The sequence below is a fragment of the Rhodococcus sp. 11-3 genome (genome assembly GCF_023704055.1).
In the GTDB taxonomy this organism is placed as follows: Bacteria; Actinomycetota; Actinomycetes; order Mycobacteriales; family Mycobacteriaceae; genus Rhodococcus; species Rhodococcus aetherivorans.
Genome location: NZ_CP080406.1, coordinates 5468847 through 5487655 on the forward strand (window position 1 = coordinate 5468847; position 18809 = coordinate 5487655).

Sequence of the window (18809 nt, forward strand, 5' to 3'; positions counted from 1 at the left end):
TGTGCAGGTCTCTCAGCTCTGGCGTTACCCGGTCAAGTCGTTCGGCGGCGAGCAACTGCAGTCGGCGGCGATCGAGTCCGACGGGCTGCGCGGCGACCACATGTGGGCGGTGATCGACGCCGAGACCGGCACCGTCGCGTCAGCGAAGAAGGTGCGGGCCTGGTCGCGGCTGCTCGAGTGCCGTGCCCGCCTGCTCGACGACGCCGACCCGTCGGATCCGTCCGTCCTCGAGATCACGCTGCCCGACGGCCGGTGCACCCGCGGCGACGACCCGCGCACCCCCGGGCTGCTGTCCGAGCTGACCGGGCGTGCGTTGACCCTGGAGGCCCGCCCCCGCACCTACGACGAGGCGCCGTTGCACCTGCTCACGACGGCCGCCGTGGAGGCGCTCGGCACGGGCGACACCGCCGGTGTCGCGCTGCGCCGCTTCCGGCCCAACCTCGTGGTCTCGACCGACGACACCGGGTTCGTCGAGGACGACTGGCTGGGCCGGCGTGTCGAGGCCGGTTCCGTCGCGCTCGTGCCGACGCAGCGCACGGCGCGGTGTGTGATGGTGACGCTGCCGCACCAGGAGGTGCCGGCCCGGCGCGACATGCTGCGCACCGTCACCGACCGCAACCGCGTCCCGAACCGGGCGGGCGGCAAGCCCGCCCCCTGCATCGGCGTCTACGCCGACGTGGCATCGGACGGCGTGCTGGCCGTGGGTGATTCGCTGATCGTCCGCTGAAACGGATCCGCGCGCCGACCGGACGTCGACACGCGGTATGCACCGCGCCGCTGTCGAACCGGCGCGCGGATCCGGGGAGAGTCGGCTCAGCGGCCGGCGTCCTTCGCGGGCAGGATGCGGGTGCGGACCTCGCCGAAGCCGATTCGGGTGCCGTCCGGACCCGGCGCGGTCGCGGAGATCGCGATCTCGTCGCCGTCCTCGAGGAAGGTGCGGGTCTCGTCGCCGACCTGAACCGGTTCCTTACCGCCCCAGGTGAGTTCGATGAACGCGCCGCGCTGGTCCTTGTCCGGCCCGGAGATGGTGCCGGATCCGAACAGATCGCCGGTGCGGGTGGCGGCACCGTTGACGGACGTGTGCGCGAGCATTTGCGCCGGCGACCAGTACATCTGGGCGTACGGCGGACGCGAGACGACGTGGCCGTTCCATTCGACCTCGAGATCGATGTCCAGGCCCCACTTCTCGGTGCCCTTCAGGTACGGCAGCGGCTCCGGGTCCTGCACCGGGGTGTCGACGCGGGCGGCCTCGAGTGCGGCCAGCGGCACGACCCACGGGGAGATCGAGGTCGCGAAGGACTTGCCGAGGTTCGGGCCGAGCGGCACGTACTCCCACGCCTGGATGTCACGGGCCGACCAGTCGTTGAGGATGACGGCCCCGAAGCAGTGGTCGGCGAACTCGTCCGGGGTGATCGACGATCCCATCGGCGAGCCGACACCGACGACGAAGCCCATCTCGGCCTCGATGTCGAGACGGATCGACGGACCGAAGACGGGCGCCGGATCGTTGGGGCCCTTGCGCTGGCCACACGGGCGCACGATGTCCACGCCGGAAACGACGACGGTGCTCGACCGGCCGTGGTAGCCGACCGGCAGGTGCTTCCAGTTCGGCATCAGCGGCGACGGGTTGTCGGGCCGGAACAGCCGTCCGAGGTTCGACGCGTGGTTCTCCGACGCGTAGAAATCGACGTAGTCGGCGACCTCGATCGGCAGGTGCAGTTCGACGTCCGCGACGGCGTGCACGGCCTCGGCGGGCACGTCCCCGGTGACCAGGCTCTGCAGCGCGGCGCGCACCTCGTCCCAGCGGGCGCGGCCCTGCGCCATGAAGGCGTTGAGGGTGGGCTCGGCGAAGGCGGGGTCGTCGAACACGACGGAGAGGTCGAGGACGGAGTCACCGACGCGCACACCGACGCGGGGCTCCGTTCCGGCCGTGGAGAACACACCGTAGGGCAGGTTGTTCGCGCCGAAGAGCGAACCTTCCGGAATGTCGATGACGGTCATGCAAGGGATCCTTCGGTGATCGGGGACATCGTCGACGGGGCCAGGCCGACCTCGACGAGATCGGCGAGCGGCTCCGCAATGCTGCAGGTGCCGAACGAGCGGAAGCTGTTGCGCAGCTCTTCGATTCGAGTAGGCGACAGGTCGCGCAGTCGGGCGGCGAGGCCGGCGCCGTCCCGGTCGGCGAGCACCGCCGCGACGGCCGCGGTGTCCGCACCGTCGAGCACGGCGTCGACGGCGGCGAGCACGTTGAGGAATCCGTGCTGTTCGAATCCGGTGTGCGGGTCGGTGTTGCGGACCGCGTGGTGCAGGCCCGCCGTGGCCTTGAAGGGGACCTTCGTGCGGACCACGGTCGAGAGGGCGTCGGCGAGTTCCCGTTCGTCGGGGTACGCCTCCGCGACGACCCCGCCCGTGCGGAACTTCGCCGCGTAACGCGACCCCACGAGTCCCTGGAGGATCTCGGCGCGGCGCTCGTCGCGCGGGACCTCCACGAACAGTGCGACTCCGGGGTACTCGGCGGCGATCAGGTCGAGGGCGACGAGCACACCGGCGGGGCTCTCCCCGGCGGGCACGGCGATCTCGAGGGCGGCCACGGTGACGCCGTCGACGTCGCGCAGGCTCTCCATCGCGGGAACGACCGCGGACGGCCCGCCCGGAACGGTCAGGCTCAGGGTGAGGTCGCCCCCGAACGGGCGCTGTCCGAGTGCCTCGAGCAACTCCGGGATCCGCGGCGCCGGGAACACGAACGTGCCCACCAGCCCGGCATGGTCGGCGACGCGGTGCGCGGCGTGGGCCGGCAGGGCGCGATCGAGCGGGGCGTTGCCGGGCGGGAACAGCGCGGCGTCGTCGCACAGTTCCGTCAGCAGGGCTCCGAGAGTGCTCACTTCTGCAGCCCCCGGTTCCAGCTTCCGGCGTAGGCCGCATCCTCGCACGCGAGCGCACCCTCGCCGAGTTCGAGCGGCCGGAACGTGTCCACCATGACGGCGAGCTCGTCGAAGAAGTCGACGCCGATGCTCCGCTCGTAGGCACCGGGCTGCGGACCGTGGGCGTGGCCGCCGGGATGGACGGAGATCGAACCCTGGCCGATGCCGGAGCCCTTGCGGGCCTCGTAGTCGCCGCCGCAGTAGAACATGATCTCGTCGGAGTCGACGTTGGAGTGGTAGTACGGCACCGGGATCGCCAGCGGGTGGTAGTCCACCTTGCGGGGCACGAAGTTGCAGATGACGAAGTTGTTGCCCTCGAACGCCTGGTGCGCCGGCGGCGGCTGGTGGACTCGGCCGGTGATGGGCTCGTAGTCGTGGATGCTGAAGGTGTACGGGTACAGGCAGCCGTCCCAGCCGACGACGTCGAACGGGTGGTTGGGCACGAGGTAGCGGGTGCCGACGATGCCGTGCGAGGTGCGGTGCTTGACCAGGACCTCGACGTTGGTGTCCTCCACCTGGATCAGCTCGGTCGGGCCGTGCAGGTCGCGCTCGCAGAACGGCGCGTGCTCGAGGAACTGGCCGAACCGCGACAGGAAGCGCTTCGGCGGGACGATGTGGCTGTTGGCCTCGATGACATAGGCGCGCAGCGGCTCGTCGCCGGTGGGGATCCAGCGGTGCGTGGTGGCCATCGGCAGCAGCACGTAGTCGCCGGCCTTCGCGTCGAGCACACCGAAAACGGTCTCGACGCGGGCGGTGCCGGACTCGACGTAGACCATCTCGTCGCCGACGACGTTGCGGTAGAGCGGCGACTCCTTCGTCGAGACGACGTAGGAGAGGCGCACGTCCGCGTTGCCGAGGATCAGCCGGCGGCCGGTGACGACGTCGGTCTCGGCCCAGACGGTCTCCGGGAACAGATCGTGCAGCTTCAGGTGGCGCGGCTTGAGGGGGTGGTTCGGGGTGGTGGCCTGCTCGGGCAGCTTCCACTCGGTCGCGTCGACGATGGCCGACGGGATGTGGCGGTGGTAGAGCAGCGCCGAGTCCGAGGAGAAGCCCTCCTCGCCCATCAGCTCCTCGTAGAACAGCCCGCCGTCCTCGTTGCGGTGCTGCGTGTGCCGCTTCGGCGGGATGACGCCGAGCTGTCGATAGAACGCCATGAGATTCCGCTCCTCGGGCTCTGGGTGGCTGATCCGCGGAGATCCCCCGCGGTGTTAGTAAATACCTTAACTAGTTTTCGGACGTGAGCGCAACCACATCGGGAAGATCGGTTGTCAGTTGCGGTCGCGCATATCGAACCGGCTGCGCTTGGTGATGAGCTTGTTGAGCAGCATGACGAGGATCTGCTGCTCCGCCTCGGTCAGCACATCGACCCAGGCGGCCTCGCGCTCGTTCTGGGCGCGGAACGTCTCCACGATCTCCCGCTCGCCGGCCTCGGTGAGCGACAAGCGGACCGACCGGCCGTCCTCCGGATCCGGGGTGCGAGCCAGCAGGCCGGCCTCGACCAGCGGTTTCGCCAGATTGGAGACAGCGGCGCGGCTCATGCCGGTGAGCTTGGCGGCCACCTTCGGCTCGATGGGGCCGGCAAGCCAGGTGACGAACATCAGGCGGTACGCCGACCACGACCGCCCCCTCGGGCGGTGCACGGCCGCCTCCAGGTCGTACGTGACGATGTCGGAGGCCCGGTTGAGGGTCAGCAGCACCTCGGTGGCCTGCTCGTGGTAATCGCCGTATCGGCTGCTCAGGCGCCGGTTCGCGAGTTCGACGAAGGACCAGTAGTCGAGGTCGCGGGCGTCCGCTTCGGTCATGGGCGCCACCTTATCCGAGGACGGCCGCGTTAGTATATGTGTTAATCAATTCCGATACGGAAACCCGGGCTGTCCGCCGTTGTGTGTCGGCACCGCACAATCGGGCAGAACGCACGACCGCCCGGCCGACACGTGGTCGGCCGGGCGGTCCGGGGACATGTCACATCTTGCTCATCGCGTCCGCGCCGCCGGCGAGCATCGCCGCAGTGACACCCACGGCGGTCACGCCCGTCATCACGAGGGCCACGGCGGCCACCAGCGGGTACCCGCCGTTGGACCAGTACTCGAACAGGATGGTGCCCATGACCTGGGTCCGGGACGCGCGCACGAGCAGCGACGCCGTGAACTCGTGGGTGAGCAGCACGAACAGCAGTGCCGCGGTGCCGCCCAAGCTGCCGCGCATGAGCGGCAGCAGGATCTTCACATTCGTGGTGACGAAGCCCGCGCCGCTGACGCGGGACGCTTCGAGGTAGCTGTCGCCGAGCGCGAGCATCGACGACAGCTGCATGCGGGTCGCGAACGGCAGCATGAGCGTGACGTACACCAGAATCACGACCCACGGCGTGCCGTACAGGATGATCGGACCGGTGGTGTAGGTCAGCAGGAACGCTGCGCCGAAGATCACGGCTGGAACTCCGAGCGGCATCGATACCAGAACGTCGACGAGGAGGCGAAGGGCCGGGTAGCGCTGGCCGCGCACGATCAGGCCGGCCGCGACGAAGCCGAGCGGCAGCACGATCGCCATGGCCGCGAACGAGAACATCAAGCTGTTGCCGACCGCGGCCGGCACGGCCGTGCCGGAGAAGATCGTGCGGAAGTTGTCGAACGTCAGGGTCGAGAAGTCGATGGTGCCGCGCCAGTATCGGGACAGCGCGACGAACACCAGGGCGAGCAGCGGCAGGATCGTCGACAGCAGCGAGAACACCAGGATCACCGCGACGCCGGCCTTGGAGGGCCGACCCTGTGATTTGAACGCCTTGCCGCCGTGCGTGACGAACCGACGCTGATTGCCGAGCATCGCCTTCTGCGCGAACACCACGACGACACCGACGACGAGCAGCGGTGAGCCGAGCGCTGCGGCGGTCGCGAACTGCGCGGGACTGTCACTGATCTGGAAGTACATCTCGGTCGTGAGCACGCTGACGCCGGAGTTGGTGCCCAGAAGCAGTGGTCCGGTGAACTGGCCGAGACCGAGCAGCAGCGCGACACCGGAGCCGTAGATGAGGGTCGGGCGCAGCAGCGGAAGGGTGATCCTGAAAAAGACCTTCCATTCCGGCATGCCGGAAACCTGTGCGGCCTCGATCATCTCGGAGTTGATGTTCTCGAATCCGGAGCGGACGAACATGAAGACGAACGAACTCAGCGAGAAGCCGGTGATGATGACGATCCACTCGATCGAGTAGATGTCGACCGGGCCTTCCTCGAGGTGCGACCACCACGGCAGATTCCGCAGCATGGCGTTGAGGTAGCCGGGCCGCGGCGACAGCAGAAACGCCCAGCCGACGATCGAGGCGACAGCCGGAATGACGATGGGCAGAATCGGCAGGACTTCGAGGAACGCGAATCGGCGGGGCAGGCGGCTGGCCGCCCACGCCAGAGCGGTTCCCAGCACCATCGCGATGGCCAGTGATCCGATCGCCAATCCAAGTGTGTACCAGAGGATCTGACCGATACGCGACAATCCGAATGCCCGCGAGTAACCGGCAGCGCCGTCCTCGAACGCGGTCAGTTGCAGGCGCACGATCGGGAGGACGACCAGGTAGGCGAGCAACGCGGTGAACGCGACGACACCCATTCGGCGTGCCCCGGCGCGCACCGCCGTATTCCGCATGCCGTTCGGGGCGGTTGTGACGGACTCGTGCTCCTCGGTCCGTGGCAGTGTCAGAATCGCCATCGCCCTCACCCCACCAGGGCGCTGACGAGCGCCTGCTGATCCATCGGCAGCGCCCTGCCGTCGGTGTCGAAGGTGCGCCCGTCGATCGGGTCGAAGGCGAGAACCATCCGCGCATCGCGTTCGATCAGCCGCGGTGCGCGGAACGAATCGAACGTCGCGACGCGGGCGTGCAACTGGCGGCGTGGGGAGCCCTCGACCGCGACCGAGAGCATGACGTCCAGGTGCAGGCCACCGTACTCGACGTCGTCGACGTTGACGAACATGCCCGCCTCGCCGGGCTGCAGGTCCGCCACGTCCGGGACCAGGCGTACCTTTTCGGGGCGCAGGCGCACCACGAACGCGCCGACCGACGCGGCCGCACGCGGCTGCATGCCGTGGATCTCGGTGCCCAACGCGTACCAGCGGCCGTCGACGTACTCGCACGGGACCCGGTTCGACATGCCGGTGAAACCCGCGACGTACTCGTCGACCGGCTCCTCGAAGACCTCGCGGGGCGGGCCCATCTGGACGATGCTGCCCGACCTCATGATCGCCATCCGGGTTCCCAGAGCGAGGGCTTCGCTCTGGTCGTGCGTGACGAACACCGCGGTGAACGGCTTGCGCTGGTGCAGGTCGTGGAGCTCCGCGCGCACCTGGTCGCGCAGGCGGGCGTCGAGGTTGCTCAGCGGCTCGTCGAACAGCACCAGGTCAGGGTGGGAGACCAAGCCGCGGGCCAGAGCCACGCGCTGCTGCTGACCGCCGGACAGCTCGGCGGGGAGACGGTCGAGCAACCGCTCGCAGTCCACCAGCGCCGCGGTCTCCTCGACGCGCCCGCTCGCGAGAGCGTCGGTGAGCTTGCGGGACTTGAGCGGATAGGCGATGTTCTTGCGCACAGTCATGTGCGGCCACAGAGCGTAGGACTGGAACACCATTCCGATGAACCGCTTGTCCGGGGTGAGGTTGATGCCGCGCTGCCGGTCGAACACCACCTGGTCGCCGAGGGTGATGGAGCCTCCGGCCGGCTGTTCGAGGCCCGCGAGGCAGCGGAGTGTCGTGGTCTTGCCGCAGCCCGACGGGCCGAGCAGCACGAGGAATTCGCCGTCCTCGATCTCGAGGTCGAGGTGGTCGACGGCGACGGTGGGTGGTTTTCCGTCGAAGTTCTTGAGCAGCTGGCGTACGGAGACGTGGGACACGGTGTACTCGCTTTCTGAACGAGCGGGGTTCAGGACTCGGTGGAGGAGAGCACGGCGGATGCCGGCTCCTGCCTCGGATCGGTGGATGCCTCGCTGCTTGTCGCGGCGCCTGCCGCGGCCAGAGCATAGAGGCGCTGGGCATGATCGTCACCGCTCCCCCACAGGACGCCGGAAGTCAGAGCACGGCGGTAGTACAGGTGTGCGGTGTGTTCCCAGGTGAAGCCGATGCCGCCGTGCACCTGGACGTTCTTCTCGACGGCGAGGCGTGCGGCGTCCCCGCAGGCGAGGGCTGCGATCGCAGCGGCCTCGGCCAGATCGTCGTCGCTCCCCTCCACGACGGCCCACACGGCGTGGGCAACGGCGGACTCGGCGAGTTCGACGGCCACGGAGACCTCGGCGAGCATGTGCTTGATCGCCTGGAATCCGCCGATGACGCGGCCGAACTGGACGCGCCGGCCGGCGTAGTCGACGGCATTGGCCAGGCAGGTACGCGCGACGCCCAGGCTCTCGCACGCGAGGGCCACGACCGCCCTGTCGTGGATCCACCCGAGTGGAGCGCGCTCCGCGAGGACGGTCGCCGGGGCGGCCTCGGCACGAACCCGGGACAAGATCCGGGTCGCATCGGTAGTGTCCATCCGCTCGGACGTGAGCACGGCTGCGTCGACGGCGTAGAGGCCCACCGTCCCGGATTCGTCGACGGCGGGCAGCAGCACGGTGTCGGCGACGTCGCCATCCACGACGAAACCGGCTCGGCCCGTCACGAACACGTCGTCACCCACGTGTTCGGCCCGAAATCCGGGGTCCGTACCCGGTGCGGTGACGACCGTGGCGACGACGGTCTCCCCCGTCGCGATGCCGGCGAGCAGCTCCGCGGCACGCGGCGCGCCGTCGCAGCGCGACAACGCCGCGGCGGCAACGACGCCGCTGAGGACCGGGACCCTGCACAGTTCCGCACCGAGCAGCTCGAGGACGGCGGCGACGTCGGCGAACGACGCGCCGAGACCACCGGCGGCCTCCGGAACGGCGAGTGCACCCACGCCGATCTCGGTGCCCAGCACGGCCCACAGGTCACGATCGACCGGACCGTCGCGGTATACGCGCTCCGCGCGTCCGTCGACCGGGTCCGTCCGACGGATCACCGAGCGGATGGTGTCGGTGAGCAACGCGGTGTCCTCTGCCGCGGCCGAGGTTCCGAGAATCATGCTGTCGCCTTTCGTGGATGAGGGAGCGCCGGGTGCCCGGTCAGTCCGAGGACGGGAGGGGCTTTGCCTGCTTCTGGCTGAGGACCTCGTCGCCGACCGCGAGCGGCCCGGCGCCGCCGCGCACGACCACGACCTCGACGCCGCCACCGGAGTAGCGCTTACCCATGAGAAGCTCGCCGCCCTGCGCGGGTGCGGCCGGCGCCGCATCCGCACTCATCGGCTCGCCGCCGCACAGCAGCGGCCCCGTCGCGCCGTCGTCGATACGGACGACGATGACCTCCGCGGTGCACACCGCGCTCTTCAAACGTTCACCGACGTTCATCGGAAGTTCCTCTCGTGTCAGGTCCGTACCGAACCCGGTGTGCTTATTGGGAAGCGCCGAACAACTGCTCGAACTCGGCGCGGAAGGCCTCCACATCGGCGGCGGTGACGGTCCGCGAGTTGACCCAGATGTTCTCGGCCGGAGTCGCCGCCGTCGCGATGTCGGGCAGGACCGCGCCGGCCCGGTTGGCGACCGCTTCCTGACCGGCCTTGGTCACGAGGAAGTTCGCGAACAGTTGCGCCGCGTTGGGATGCGGAGCGGCGCCGCTGACGCCCGTGTAGAAGGCCGCACCGAACACCGGCTTCGGCATGGCCGACTCGACCGGAGCGCCGGCCGCCTTCTCGGCGGTCAGCGGGACGGTGTAGACGGTGGCGGCGAGTTCCCCGGAGGCCAGGGCCTGACCCATTGCCTGCGCACCCGGATAGGTGCGTGGTTGCTGCGCGGCGAGTTTCGCGACGAAGTCGGGTGAGACAGTGTCGGCGAGGTAGTCGTAGAAGTCGACGATCGCTGCGGATACCGGCAGGATCACGCCGATCTTGCCGCCGGCCAGCTCGGGGGCGAGCAGGTCCTCGTAGCTGTCCATGCCCTCGGGGACCCGGTCGGTGTTCCAGCCGTAGGTGAGCACGGCCGCCGACGAGGTGAAGATCGTGTCGCCGATCATGAACTTCTCACTGTCGAACTCGGCTGCGTCGAACGCCGGGCCGGTGACCGGGGCGTAGTAGCCCTCGGCGATACGCTCGTCGACCCACGGGCGGGCCGCCGAGGCGACGACATCGGCGACCTGCCGGCCGGTCGAGGCCTCCGCGGCCAGTTTGGTCTGCAGATTCGCGTCGTTGTCGCGGACGATGTCGACCGTGACCCCGTACGCCGACTCGAAGCGGTTGGCGAGGTTCTCGAGATTGTCGGTCGCCTGCCCGGTGTAATACGTCACCGAGCCCTCCTGCTTGGCCGCCTCGATCACCTCCTGCCACGCGGCGTCCCCCTGCGGGCCCAGGTCCTCTGCGGCGACCTCGGTGGTGGTGCCGGAACCGCAGGCGACCGCGGTGAACGTCAGCGCGGCGACCCCCAGTCCGGCGATCGTGCGGCGCAGCGTCGAGATTCTCATGGAACACGGCCTTTCGTGAAGAGCAGTACTCGAGGGGTAGTACACAAGGGTGATGTTCGGATCGTGGCGCCGAGGGTCGGCTCAGGCGGTCGCGGCGGCGGCACGGGCGCGCGCTTCCCGCCAGGTCACTCCGCGGTCGACTCGAACTTCCGGCGGCAGTCCGAGCAGTCGCTCGGCAACGATGTTGCGCTGGATCTCGTCGGAGCCACCGGCGATGCTGTACCCGGGCGCGCCGAGCACGTGCGCGTTCCAGCCGAACGTGCCCGGCACGCCGGTGTCCGCGACGAGATCACGTCCGAGGATGATGCGCGCAGCCTCGGAGACCGCGGCGAGCTTGTCGACCCACTGGATCTTGCGCACCGACCCGACCGCCGTCGGGGCGGCGTCGGCCTCCCGGGCCTGACGATCTCGCAGCATGTCGACCTGGGCGAGCTTCTGCCGCAGGTAGACCCGCGCGAGGAGCTCGCGCACCCGCGGATCGGTGTCGCGGCCGAGAGTGCGGGCGGTGGCGAGGAGCTGGTCGAACTGCCCGCCGACGTTCGCCGAGTTGGACCCGCCCTCCCGCTCGAACGCCAGCGTGGTCAGCGCGACGGACCAGCCCTTGCCGATTCCACCCAGGCGCAGCGAATCGGGGATGCGCACCCGGTCGAGGAAGACCTCGTTGAAGCTGCTGCCACCGGACATCTGCCGGATCGGGCGGATCTCGACACCCGGGGCGTCCAGCGGAATCAGAAACGCCGTCATGCCCGCATGCTTGGGCTGGTCCGGGTCGGTGCGCGCGATGAGTTCACCCCAGTCGGCGAACTGTGCGCCCGAAGTCCACACCTTCTGTCCGGTGATCACCCAGTCGTCGCCGTCGCGCACGGCTCGGGTACCCAGGTTCGCCAGATCGGATCCGGCATCGGGCTCGGAGAAGAGCTGGCACGCAAGCAGGTCGCCTCGCAGCATCGCAGGCAGGAACTCGCGCTTCTGCCCCTCCGTTCCGAGGAGCCGAATAGTAGGAGCGATCAGATGCATTGTCACGGAGAATAATTCGTGCGGTCGCAAAGGACAGTGATCGTTCTCGATACGGGAGAACGCCTCCGCGACATCGGCGCCGAGACCTGCGCCACCGAACTCCTCCGGCCAGTCGAGAGCGCCGTAGCCGGCTTCGAGCTTGACCTTCTGCCACACGCGGTGCTGATCGAGTAGTGCCTTCTCCTCGTCGAATCCGAGATCGTGGAACACGGCCACGTCGTAAGGGTCGTCGACCCGGTCGAACCCGAGTCGGGCGACGTTCTCGACGACCCACGCGCGGGCGCGGGACTCGAACTCCGAGAGGGACATCTTTCCTCCACAGTGCTGGGCCGTGCGAATGCGCGGCAGACGGGGTAGCGGCGGGGCTGCGGACTCAGGAGTCCAGGTTGTACAGCGCGGCGGCGTTGTCGTGCAGGATCTTCCGGGCGTCCGCCTCGGACAGGTGTGCGAAGTTGCGACGCAGGTACTCGTCGGGAGCCAGCGCATCGGAGGCCGGACCGGGCGACATCGACGTCGGGTGCGGGTAATCGGTTTCGTACAGGACGTTGTCGGCGCCGAGCTGCTCGATCGCGCTGCGGGCCGAGTCCTGCTCGAACCAGAAGCAGCCGTAGATCTGCCGCTTGAAGTACTCGCTGGGGAGCAGTTCGTACTCCGGGTGCTCCTTGTGCACACCCGAGTTCTTCCACTGCCAGTCCAGGCCCTCGAGCGCGAACGGGATCCAGCCGATGCCCGACTCGACCGAGACGAACTTCAGGTCGGGGAATCGATCGCAGATGCCGCCGCAGATGAGCTGAGAGATGGTGCGGGCGTTGTCCATGAAGAACGAGATGCCCATCATCGCGTAGTTGGCGTGCACGCCGTTGCTCTCGTGGCCGAAGCCGCTGAGGTCGACCTCGCCGGACGCGATGTGGAAGTTGATCGGCAGCTTCTTCTCCTGCGCCGAAGCCCACAGGCGGTCCCAGTACGGGTCGGTGAGCATCGGCAGACCGAATGCCGCCGGATTCTGCGTGAAGACGAGCCCCTTGTGACCCGCCGCGGCGACGCGCTCGACCTCGGCGAGCGTGGCCTCCATGTCCCAGAAAGGCAGAATGCCGACCGGAATGTACCGCCCGGGAGCGAATTGCGCCCACTCGCTCAGGTAGTCGTTGTAGGCCTTGATGCACGCGATCTGCAACTCGTTGTCACCGTTGGACTGCAGCGTCTTGGAGCTGAACACCGCGACGTTGGGGTAGAGGATCTGCGCGTGGATGCCGTAGTCGTCCATGATCGTCAGGCGCTTGGCCGGATCCCACGAGCGCGGGTCGGTGTCCTCGAATCGCGGCGGGCAGCTCGGCGGGTACTCGTGCCAGCCAGCCATCGCCGGCGAACCGACCGCGCTCATGCGCTTGCCGGCAACGAACCACGCCTGGTCACCGCGGTGATCGTCCCAGCGCACGTGCGGCACCAGATCGCCCCACTTCTTGGTCGACATCCGCGATGTCCACAGGTCCGGGGGCTCGACGACATGGGTGTCGGTGTCGATGATCTTGATATCGCGAAGGTCGTACACGTAATCCTCCTGAGAATCGGATGGAGTTCGAACGGAAGATCCGCTCGGCGGATTGCATGCCCTTACTATTAGGAACATGCGAATATTAACGGAGATTTAGATCACAGTCCATACCCGGAAGCGTTCCGCGTCACGAGGGCCGAGTCACTCGGCCAGAGCCGGGAATACGTCCGTTCCCAGCAGCCGGATCGACTCGCGGGTCGCTGCATCGTCAACTCCGGGGAACACCACACGCACCGTCACGTGCGCGCTCACCGTCTGCGGCAGCGCCCTCAGCAGTTCCCACCACGGACGCAGTTGGTCGACACACTCTTCGGGCGTGCCGGCCACGACATGGTCCGGCCGCGTCGAGACGGGCACGTTCGTGCCCGGCCCGTCCGGGACGGCGCCGTCCCCGGCCTGCGCCATCCAGCGCCGGTACCGGTCGCCGACAAGGGAATGCCCGGCCGCCACCGTCTCCCACGCCCCCGAAGCCGCGGTGAACGCGCACATCGTCAGGGCGATGTGGAAGGGCCGGTCCAGGTCTGCGAGTTCGAGCGTCCCGATCCGGCGGGCCAGCTGCGCGACGGACGCGAGCTCGGGCGCGATCCAACCGTCGGCGATGCGCGCCGCGCGGCGCACACCCCGACTCGCGAACGCCCCGAGGAGAATCGGCGGTCCCCCGGTCTGTGCGGGGAGCGGGCGCACCGGCACAGCATGTCCGGTCCGTCCGTCCGTCACGACCGCCTCGCCCGACCAGGCCGCACGCAGTGTGCAGACGGTCGTCTCCAGAATTCGTCCGCGCCGCGAACGATCGACGCCGAGGGCCGCGAATTCCTCCGGGCGATAACCGAGTCCGAGGCCCAGAATCACGCGCCCGCCGCTGAGCTGGTCGACGACCGCGACATCCTCGGCCAGCCGCAGCGGATCGTACAGCGGCCCGATCGCGACGTTGGTCGCGAGGTCGACAGCGGTGGTCTCGCGAGCGAGCGCACCCATCACCACCAGGGGACTGGGAAGATGGCCGTCCTCTGCGAAGTGGTGCTCGCTGAGCCAGACCGAGTCGAACCCGGACTTCTCAGCGGTCACGGCATGCCGCACGAGGGCGTCCAACGCCCGGCCCGACTCCGCCGCGGTCCCGCCGACAGTCTGGGCGGTCAGCGCTCCCAGGCCGACCCGGATGCGACGGCGTCGGTGGCCCACCGTCGCGTCCCGGAGCCGGCTCACTTGATCGCGCCGTCGACCTTGAGCTGGACGATCTGATCCCAGTCGAGGCCGTGCTCGAGCAGCACCTCCTCGGTGTGTTCACCGTGCTGGGGGGCACGGGTGAGCACCGGCGCCTCGTTTCCGAACCGCATCGGCGCCGTGACGAGATCCAGAGTGCGCCCGTCTTCGTACTCGACGGTGCGGACGTACTCGTTCGCGATCGCCTGCGGGTCCGTCAGCACGTCGAGGGGCTTGCGGAAGACGTCCCACTGTCCCTCCTGCTTGCCGAGGATGTCCGTCCACTCCGCGAGGGTGCGGGTCCGGAACACCTCGGTGAGCTCGGCGGTGCACTCGCGAGTGTTGCGGGCGCGGTCCTCGAACGTCGCGTAACGCGGGTCGTCGATCAGGTCGGGTCGGCCGATCGCCTCGCACAGCCCGGGCCAGTACTTCTGGCTCTGCAACAACGCCAGATGGATGTACCGGCCGTCGCTGGTCCGGTAGATGTTCGAGACCGGGTTCACCGGCGCGGACCGGTCCGGATAGGGCAGTTCCGCGGCCCCGACGAGCTGGGCGCCGGCGATGGTCGCCTGCATCGCCCACGCGCCGACCGCGAACAGCGACGTGTCGACGACGATGCCCTCCCCGGTGCGTTCGCGGTGCAGCAGTCCGGCCGCAATCCCGCCGGCGAGCGCCATGCCGCTCTGCACGTCGCCGAAGGCCGGGCCCGGCATGTTGGCCGGCCACTCGAGGTCGCCGGGGGCGATCGACCCCGCCGCACCGGAGCGCGCCCAGTAGGTGATGCCGTCGAATCCCCCCTTCTCGGAGTCGGGTCCGGCCACCCCCTGGGCGGTGCCGCGCGCGTAGACGATGCGCGGATTGCGCGCCATGATGTCGTCGACGTCGATACCCAGCTTGGTCCGCGCATCCGGCAGGAAATTGGTGGAGAAGACGTCGGCCGTCTCGACCAGCTTCATGAGGACCTCGCGACCCTGCGGGGTGGCGATGTCGAGGGCGATGGCGCGCTTGCCACGGTTGTTGATCTCCCACAGACCCGACATGCCGTCGACGTCGCCGGGCACGCCCCACGCCGCGGTCGTGCGCATCGGATCCCCGAAGTCGGAGTGCTCGACCTTGATCACGTCGGCTCCCCAGTCGGACAGGATCGCGCCGGCCGAGGGGACGAACGCATACAACGCGACCTCCACGACCTTGATTCCGTTCATCACCTTGGTCATCGAGCGTTCTCCTTCGTCGTACCGCAGTCACGTTCTACTGCAAAGATTTTCGGGCCACACGGCAGCTACGCTGCGTGTGGTGGTGGTTCCGTCGGCCGGCGCGGCGACACACGGGCGCGGATTCGACGGAGCGGCCTCCAGAGCCGGGGTGAAAAACACCGTAACTATAGCAATGTTTTATGAGTTGTACATCACATCACCGTTGAAGGCCTGTTCGATACGCACGGGATCCGGTCCCGCGGCTTCCGCGCGACAGGTCAGTACAGGGACTCCCCGCCGTCGACGACGAGGTTCGTCCCGGTGACGAACGCCGAGTCCGGGCCCGCGAGGTACAGCGCCGCGCTCGCCATGTCCGCCGGCGTACCGGCGCGCCCCATCGGCACGGTGGCGGCACGCTCGTCGAACAGCGAATTGCGCTCCTGCGTAAGTGGCGTCGCAGTGATCCCGGGGGACAGTGCGTTGACCCGAATGCCCGTGGGGGCGAGCTCGTAGGCAGCCATTCGTACCAACTGGTTGAGACCGGCCTTTGCGGTGCCGTACGGCACCAGGCTCGGCCGCACTCCCAGCGCCCGGATCGACGAGACCACGACGATCGAGCGATTCGTCCCCTCTCGGCGGACCATCGCGCGGGCCGCGGCCTGCACGCACCGGAACGTGCCGGTGAGATTGAGGTCGATGCAGGCCTGCCACTGCTCCTCGGTGAGTTCGAGGAACGGCGCCACGGTGCCGCTGCCGGCGTTCGCGACCAGGACGTTGAGCGAACCGAACTCCCGCTCGACCCGTTCGAACATCGCCGCTACCGAGTCGGCGTCGGCGATGTCGGCCACGATGCCCGCGACCCGCGACTCGTCGCCGCACCGGGCGCGCAACGATGCGACGGCCTCGTCGAGGATCTCGGGGCGGCGGGCCGCCACCGCGACCGTCGCGCCGGCGTCGAGCAACCGCTCCGCGATACCGCGGCCAATGCCTTCGCTACCGCCGGTGACCAGGGCATTCTGCCCGACCAGCGCCTGGTGCCGCGAGCCGGAGTGCGTCGAATAGGGTTCCACTGTGTGCTGCGTCATAGCTTTGGTATAGCATTAGATACGAAATATTGGCATGGTTAAGGAGGAGTGCCCGGTCGGGACGGTCCCCGTCCCTATACTCATCACCACCCCGATCGCCGACCGAACAACCGACGAGGACATCGAATGACGCGCAACACCATGGGTTCTCCCACAGGAACCGCCGCCCTCCGACGCGCCATCGCGATGACACGGAACGAGAAGGTCTCGCGGACGGTCGCGCGCATGGTCGCCAAGGACATCGCCGACCGCCGGCTCGGCCCGGGTTCCGCGCTCGAGTCCGAGAACGACATGGCCAAGCGGTTCGGGGTCGGCCGCGCGTCGGTGCGAGAGGGCCTGCGCCTGCTCGAGGCGCAGGGGCTGGTGACGGTCCGGCAGGGCCTGGGCGGGGGCCCGATCGTGTCGGAGCCCTCGGGCTCCGAGTTCGGCGACACGCTGTCGATGTATCTGCAGGCGAACGGCATTCAGTTCCGCGAAGTCGCCGAGGCTGCCCTGGAGATGGAGGGGCTGGCCGCAGCAATGCTCGCCGATCGGATCGCCGCCGGAGAGGACGTCGACCTCACTCCCCTGGCCGCCCACGATCTCAGACCGGACATGTCGAACGAAGAGGTCACCGAGACCGCCACCGGATTCCACAGCGCGCTGCGGAACCTGACCGGCAACTACGTCCTCGACCTCACCGGTTCGGCCCTGGCCCACCTGTATACCGACCGGATGCTCGGCGCCCACCCCGAGGAGTGGAACGAGAAGGAGCGGGAGGCCTTCACCGAGCCGCACCGCCAGATCCACGACGCCATCGCTGCCGGCAACGCCGAACTCGCCCGCACTCTGACCCGCGCACACATGCGCGAGGTCATCGACCGCATCAGCCGCCAGAACCCGCGCATCCTCGACGAGCGGGTGGAGTGGCTCTGACCGACTAGCCTGCCCTTCGTCGTCCGGCCGCCGCCTCCCCGGGTCCACCCGGCAGGTGCGGCCCGTTCGTATGCGGCATGACCGTATCCGGAGGAGTTCCGCGGCGTTCTCGGTCGAGCGTGTCCCGTCGGGTGACGAACGAGAGCGGAGACCCCTTGACGACCAGACCCTCCATACCCGCCGCCGAGACTTCCCTCCCGGCGCGTCCGGCAGAACCGCTCAGAGCCGCTGCCGCGCCTCCCCCGGGTGCGGCACCGGGACAGCCGAAGCAACCGCGCGCGGTATGGGCCATCACGTTCGCCGTGATCGTCGCGTTCATGGGTATCGGCGTGGTCAGCCCGATCCTGCGCCCGCTGGCCGAGCAGCTCGGCGGCACGCCGTCACAGGTGTCGTTGCTGTTCACCGGCTACATGGCCGTGATGGGTCTCGCGATGCTGGTCACCGGCGCGATATCCAGCCGCATCGGCACCCGCAAGACCCTGTTGCTGGGCCTGTTCGTCATCGCCGGGTGCTCCCTGGGCGCGAGCCTGTCGGGGACGCTCGGCCAGATCATCGGCTTCCGCGCCGGATGGGGACTGGGTAACGCGCTGTTCGTCGCGACCTCGCTCGCCGCGATAGTCGGCGCCGCGACCGGCGGTGCGCCGAAAGCGATCGTGTTCTACGAGTCGGCCGTCGGCATCGGCATCGCGACGGGCCCGCTCGTCGGCGGGCTTCTCGGCCAGATCTCCTGGCGCGCCGCCTTCCTCGGCGCCTCCGTACTCATGGCCGTGGCCTTCGCGCTGCTCGTCGTCCTGCTGCCGCCCGCCACGACGCCCGACCGGCCGATCCCGCTCATCGCACCGCTCCGGGCGCTCGGGCACGCGGGCCTGCTGTCGATCGCCCTCGTCTCCCTGCTGTACCACCTCGGCCTTTTCGCCCTGTTCGCATACGCGCCGTTCGTCCTCGAACTCGATCCACTTCGGCTCGGATTCGTCTTCTGCGGCTGGGGCGTGTGCGTGGTGATCTCGTCGGTGTCCGTCGCGCCTCGGTTGCGCACCGCGCTCGGCGCGATCGGCGCGACCGCCCTGGGCCTGGCCCTGTTCGCCCTCACCCTTGCAGTCGTGGCCGTATTCACCGGCAACCGACCGGCGGTCGTGACGTGCATCGTCGTCTCGGGCCTGTTCCTGGGCGTCCTCAACACCCTGGTGACCGAAATCGGTATGGACGCCGCGCCGGTGGACGGGAGCACCGCAGCCGCGGCGTACAGCTTCGTGCGCTTCGGCGGCGGCGCGGTGGCCCCGTGGCTCGCAAGCCGGATGGGCGAGATCTTCAACCCTCACGTTCCGTTCGCCGCCGCCGCCGGCGCCGTCGCGCTGGCGTTGGGGGTGCTGGCCCTCGGCCGGCGCCGACTGCCCGTTCACCACCGTCGGCAGCGTTGAACCGCAAA

General features: G+C 68.8%; 17 protein-coding genes. 3 read left to right on the plus strand and 14 right to left on the minus strand.

The window, feature by feature from the left end; all coding sequences use genetic code 11:
- The first annotated feature begins 1 nt into the window (after window position 1).
- Window positions 2-727 (plus strand): MOSC domain-containing protein, encoded by a 726-nt coding sequence (locus KZJ41_RS25215; RefSeq protein WP_065922003.1) that lies wholly within the window; start codon window positions 2-4, stop codon window positions 725-727.
- An 86-nt stretch (window positions 728-813) separates the two neighbouring features.
- Here the strand turns inward: KZJ41_RS25215 and fahA are convergent, their stop codons facing one another.
- The 14 genes from fahA to KZJ41_RS25285 form a co-directional block, all read right to left on the minus strand.
- Window positions 814-2001 carry a fumarylacetoacetase gene (fahA, locus tag KZJ41_RS25220; RefSeq protein ID WP_065922002.1) on the minus strand — a complete coding sequence of 396 codons (1188 nt, stop codon included), beginning with the start codon at window positions 1999-2001 and terminating at the stop codon, window positions 814-816.
- Entirely contained in the window at window positions 1998-2882 is an 885-nt protein-coding gene (locus KZJ41_RS25225; protein WP_065922001.1) for a hypothetical protein, read from the minus strand. The genes fahA and KZJ41_RS25225 overlap by 4 nt, the downstream gene beginning before the upstream one ends.
- Complete coding sequence (locus KZJ41_RS25230) at window positions 2879-4075, minus strand: homogentisate 1,2-dioxygenase (protein ID WP_006939821.1); 1197 nt, start codon at window positions 4073-4075, stop codon at window positions 2879-2881. The genes KZJ41_RS25225 and KZJ41_RS25230 overlap by 4 nt, the downstream gene beginning before the upstream one ends.
- A 114-nt stretch (window positions 4076-4189) precedes the next feature.
- Window positions 4190-4723: a MarR family winged helix-turn-helix transcriptional regulator gene (locus tag KZJ41_RS25235; protein WP_006939823.1), complete on the minus strand. Its 534-nt coding sequence runs from the start codon at window positions 4721-4723 to the stop codon at window positions 4190-4192.
- Window positions 4724-4883: 160 nt separating this feature from the next.
- Window positions 4884-6617, minus strand: coding sequence for an iron ABC transporter permease (locus tag KZJ41_RS25240; RefSeq protein WP_029546405.1), 1734 nt, complete (start codon window positions 6615-6617; stop codon window positions 4884-4886).
- Between the two features lie 5 nt (window positions 6618-6622).
- Complete coding sequence (locus KZJ41_RS25245) at window positions 6623-7789, minus strand: ABC transporter ATP-binding protein (RefSeq protein WP_065922000.1); 1167 nt, start codon at window positions 7787-7789, stop codon at window positions 6623-6625.
- Window positions 7790-7818: 29 nt separating this feature from the next.
- Window positions 7819-8991: an acyl-CoA dehydrogenase family protein gene (locus tag KZJ41_RS25250; protein WP_006939831.1), complete on the minus strand. Its 1173-nt coding sequence runs from the start codon at window positions 8989-8991 to the stop codon at window positions 7819-7821.
- A 40-nt stretch (window positions 8992-9031) separates the two neighbouring features.
- Window positions 9032-9313: a hypothetical protein gene (locus KZJ41_RS25255; protein ID WP_006939834.1), complete on the minus strand. Its 282-nt coding sequence runs from the start codon at window positions 9311-9313 to the stop codon at window positions 9032-9034.
- Window positions 9314-9356: 43 nt separating this feature from the next.
- Window positions 9357-10418 (minus strand): ABC transporter substrate-binding protein, encoded by a 1062-nt coding sequence (locus KZJ41_RS25260; protein WP_065921999.1) that lies wholly within the window; start codon window positions 10416-10418, stop codon window positions 9357-9359.
- 81 nt (window positions 10419-10499) lie between these two features.
- Window positions 10500-11744, minus strand: coding sequence for an acyl-CoA dehydrogenase family protein (locus tag KZJ41_RS25265; RefSeq protein ID WP_029546409.1), 1245 nt, complete (start codon window positions 11742-11744; stop codon window positions 10500-10502).
- A gap of 64 nt (window positions 11745-11808) precedes the next feature.
- Entirely contained in the window at window positions 11809-12984 is a 1176-nt protein-coding gene (locus tag KZJ41_RS25270) for an amidohydrolase family protein (protein ID WP_029546410.1), read from the minus strand.
- Between the two features lie 144 nt (window positions 12985-13128).
- Complete coding sequence (locus KZJ41_RS25275) at window positions 13129-14190, minus strand: LLM class flavin-dependent oxidoreductase (RefSeq protein ID WP_232334142.1); 1062 nt, start codon at window positions 14188-14190, stop codon at window positions 13129-13131.
- Window positions 14187-15404 carry a CaiB/BaiF CoA-transferase family protein gene (locus KZJ41_RS25280; RefSeq protein WP_006939844.1) on the minus strand — a complete coding sequence of 406 codons (1218 nt, stop codon included), beginning with the start codon at window positions 15402-15404 and terminating at the stop codon, window positions 14187-14189. The genes KZJ41_RS25275 and KZJ41_RS25280 overlap by 4 nt, the downstream gene beginning before the upstream one ends.
- Before the next feature lie 257 nt (window positions 15405-15661).
- Entirely contained in the window at window positions 15662-16468 is an 807-nt protein-coding gene (locus KZJ41_RS25285) for an SDR family NAD(P)-dependent oxidoreductase (RefSeq protein WP_065921998.1), read from the minus strand.
- A gap of 126 nt (window positions 16469-16594) precedes the next feature.
- Between KZJ41_RS25285 and KZJ41_RS25290 the strand changes: the two genes are divergently transcribed.
- A complete protein-coding gene (locus KZJ41_RS25290; RefSeq protein WP_006939847.1) occupies window positions 16595-17383 on the plus strand; it encodes a FadR/GntR family transcriptional regulator in 789 nt (262 codons plus the stop codon).
- Window positions 17384-17685: 302 nt separating this feature from the next.
- The gene (locus KZJ41_RS25295) at window positions 17686-18801 is read left to right on the plus strand and encodes an MFS transporter (RefSeq protein ID WP_006939852.1); all 1116 of its coding nucleotides are present in this window, start codon (window positions 17686-17688) and stop codon (window positions 18799-18801) included.
- Window positions 18802-18809 lie beyond the last annotated feature (8 nt).

Coding starts and splice junctions, on each gene's coding strand:
- fahA (WP_065922002.1), bottom strand. CDS start 2,001: ATGACCGTCATCGACATTCCGGAAGGTTCGCTCTTCGGCGCGAACAAC.
- KZJ41_RS25230 (WP_006939821.1), bottom strand. CDS start 4,075: ATGGCGTTCTATCGACAGCTCGGCGTCATCCCGCCGAAGCGGCACACG.
- KZJ41_RS25235 (WP_006939823.1), bottom strand. CDS start 4,723: ATGACCGAAGCGGACGCCCGCGACCTCGACTACTGGTCCTTCGTCGAA.
- KZJ41_RS25240 (WP_029546405.1), bottom strand. CDS start 6,617: ATGGCGATTCTGACACTGCCACGGACCGAGGAGCACGAGTCCGTCACA.
- KZJ41_RS25250 (WP_006939831.1), bottom strand. CDS start 8,991: ATGATTCTCGGAACCTCGGCCGCGGCAGAGGACACCGCGTTGCTCACC.
- KZJ41_RS25255 (WP_006939834.1), bottom strand. CDS start 9,313: ATGAACGTCGGTGAACGTTTGAAGAGCGCGGTGTGCACCGCGGAGGTC.
- KZJ41_RS25260 (WP_065921999.1), bottom strand. CDS start 10,418: ATGAGAATCTCGACGCTGCGCCGCACGATCGCCGGACTGGGGGTCGCC.
- KZJ41_RS25265 (WP_029546409.1), bottom strand. CDS start 11,744: ATGTCCCTCTCGGAGTTCGAGTCCCGCGCCCGCGCGTGGGTCGTCGAG.
- KZJ41_RS25280 (WP_006939844.1), bottom strand. CDS start 15,404: ATGACCAAGGTGATGAACGGAATCAAGGTCGTGGAGGTCGCGTTGTAT.
- KZJ41_RS25285 (WP_065921998.1), bottom strand. CDS start 16,468: ATGACGCAGCACACAGTGGAACCCTATTCGACGCACTCCGGCTCGCGG.
- KZJ41_RS25290 (WP_006939847.1), top strand. CDS start 16,595: ATGACGCGCAACACCATGGGTTCTCCCACAGGAACCGCCGCCCTCCGA.